This is a genomic window from Streptomyces sp. CoH27 (genome assembly GCF_020181035.1).
In the GTDB taxonomy this organism is placed as follows: domain Bacteria; phylum Actinomycetota; class Actinomycetes; order Streptomycetales; family Streptomycetaceae; genus Streptomyces; species Streptomyces camelliae.
Map to the genome: position 1 here is coordinate 1 of NZ_JAIQYY010000096.1, position 2,137 is coordinate 2,137.

Annotated in this window: 1 protein-coding gene and 1 riboswitch; the gene reads left to right on the forward strand. The window is 68.7% G+C overall.

Annotated features, from left to right (window positions below):
• Nucleotides 1–173: riboswitch (M-box (ykoK) riboswitch) on the forward strand.
• Between the two features lie 315 nt (nt 174–488).
• Entirely contained in the window at nt 489–2,135 is a 1,647-nt protein-coding gene (locus LE548_RS45195; protein ID WP_225102849.1) for an NRAMP family divalent metal transporter, read from the forward strand.
• Nucleotides 2,136–2,137 lie beyond the last annotated feature (2 nt).

Consider the following 2,137-nt stretch of genomic DNA (forward strand, 5'->3'; position numbering starts at 1 on the left):
AGGCACCTCGTTCGGTGAGGCGTCTTCACGGACACAGGCCACTGACCCCACGACGTCGAGAGACGCCCAGGGTCAGGACACCTCTCCCCGGCCTAAGGGGTGAGGCCAAGTGGCTTCCCCAGTAAGGGGATTACGCCGTGGAGTGCCAAAGCTCTGACGAGTTGGGGTGTACCGGCCACCATCGTGTGGGCCGGTCCGCTCCTTGCCGAGTCGATGCTGACGCGCGCCGTGTGCGTCCCCGGCCGGAAGGAGGCGAGAGACATGGACTGCAGCAGCAGTAGTCCGGGCCATAGTCGGCCCCTTATCCGCTTGTCCTCGCATTCTTCCGGCACGCGGTAACCACCTTCCCTGCGCGGATTTTGTCCGCGTCCTGCGCTCCCGTACGGCCATGCGCCGTGACGGGCCGCTGTCCTGCGCGCTCGCGCAGGGGGGATGACGGCCGCGTGCCCCCAATGCCTCCCCCGCTGGGGGGATTTGGGAGGTACGTCATGACCAACACGACCATCGACACCACCGCCGCCGACGCGCCCCGTGCGGCGGTCCTGGACGACGCCCACATCGGCGACATCCAGGGCGCGCTCGGCACCATTCGCCTCGACGACACCGCACCCCGCACCGGCCTGTCGGCCAAGCTGAAGACGCTGCTGGCGATCGTCGGGCCCGGCCTGATCGTGATGGTCGGCGACAACGACGCCGGTGCCTTCGCCACCTACGGGCAGGCCGGGCAGAACTACGGCACCCACCTGCTGTGGACCCTGCTCCTGCTCGTCCCCGTCCTCTACGTCAACCAGGAGATGGTGCTGCGCCTGGGCGCTGTGACCGGCGTCGGCCACGCCCGGCTGATCCTGGAGAGGTTCGGGAAGTTCTGGGGCGCGTTCAGCGTGATCGACCTGTTCCTGCTCAACGCGCTGACCCTGGTGACGGAGTTCATCGGCATCACCCTGGCCACCGGCTACCTGGGCCTGCCCAAGGCCGCCTCCGTGGTGCTCGCCGCCGCGGTCATCGTCGCCTCGGCGTTCACCGGCTCCTTCCGGCGCTTCGAACGGGTCGCCATCGCACTGTGCGCGGCCTCGCTGCTGCTGGTGCCGATCTACTTCATGGTCCACCCGCACGCCTCGCAGATGGCCCGCGACTTCGTCGTCCCGAACATGCCCGGCGGCACCGGCCAGCTCTCCACCGTCATGCTGCTGATCATCGGGATCGTCGGCACCACGGTCGCCCCCTGGCAGCTGTTCTTCCAGCAGTCCTACGTGATCGACAAGCGGATCACCCCGCGCTTCATGAAGTACGAGAAGGCCGACCTGTGGATCGGCATCGTCGTGGTCGTCATCGGGGCGGCGGCCATGATGGGCTTCACCGCCGCCGCCTTCGCCGGCACCCACAGCTTCGGGCAGTTCACCGACGCCGGGGCCATCGCCACCGGTCTGGAGGCCAAGGCCGGCAAGCTCGCCGGTGTACTGTTCGCCGTCGCGCTGCTGGACGCCTCGATCATCGGCGCGTTCGCTGTCTCCCTGTCCACCGCCTACGCGATCGGTGACGTCTTCGGTATCCGGCATTCGCTCCACCGCGGCGTCAAGGGAGCCAAGGGCTTCTACGCCGTCTACGCCGGCCTGGTCGCCACCGCCGCCGCCATCGTGCTCGTCCCCGGCTCCCCGCTGGGCCTGCTCACCGAGGGTGTCCAGACCCTCGCCGGCGTCCTGCTGCCCTCAGCCAGCGTGTTCCTGCTCCTGCTGTGCAACGACAAGCAGGTCCTCGGCCCCTGGGTGAACGGCCCGAAGACCAACGCGTTCACTTCGGCCGTGGTCGGCGTCCTGGTCGCCCTGTCGATCATCCTGACCGCCTCGGTTCTCTTCCCGGACATCTCCGCGACCGCGATCCTCGACATCATGGCCGCCTGCGGCGTCGTCGGCGTACTCGCCGCCGGATACGCCCTCACCCGCCGCCGCACCGGCACCAAGGAAGACCCGATCGACCGCACCGGCCGCGACACCTGGCGCATGCCCGCCCTGGGCACTCTGACCCGGCCGACCATGTCCACCGCCCGCAAGCTCGGCATGGGCGCCCTGCGCACCTACCTCCTCATCGCCATGGTCCTCGTCGTCATCAAGATCGTCGAAGTCGCCCTCGGCCACTGAGC

Coding starts and splice junctions, on each gene's coding strand:
- LE548_RS45195 (WP_225102849.1), top strand. CDS start 489: ATGACCAACACGACCATCGACACCACCGCCGCCGACGCGCCCCGTGCG.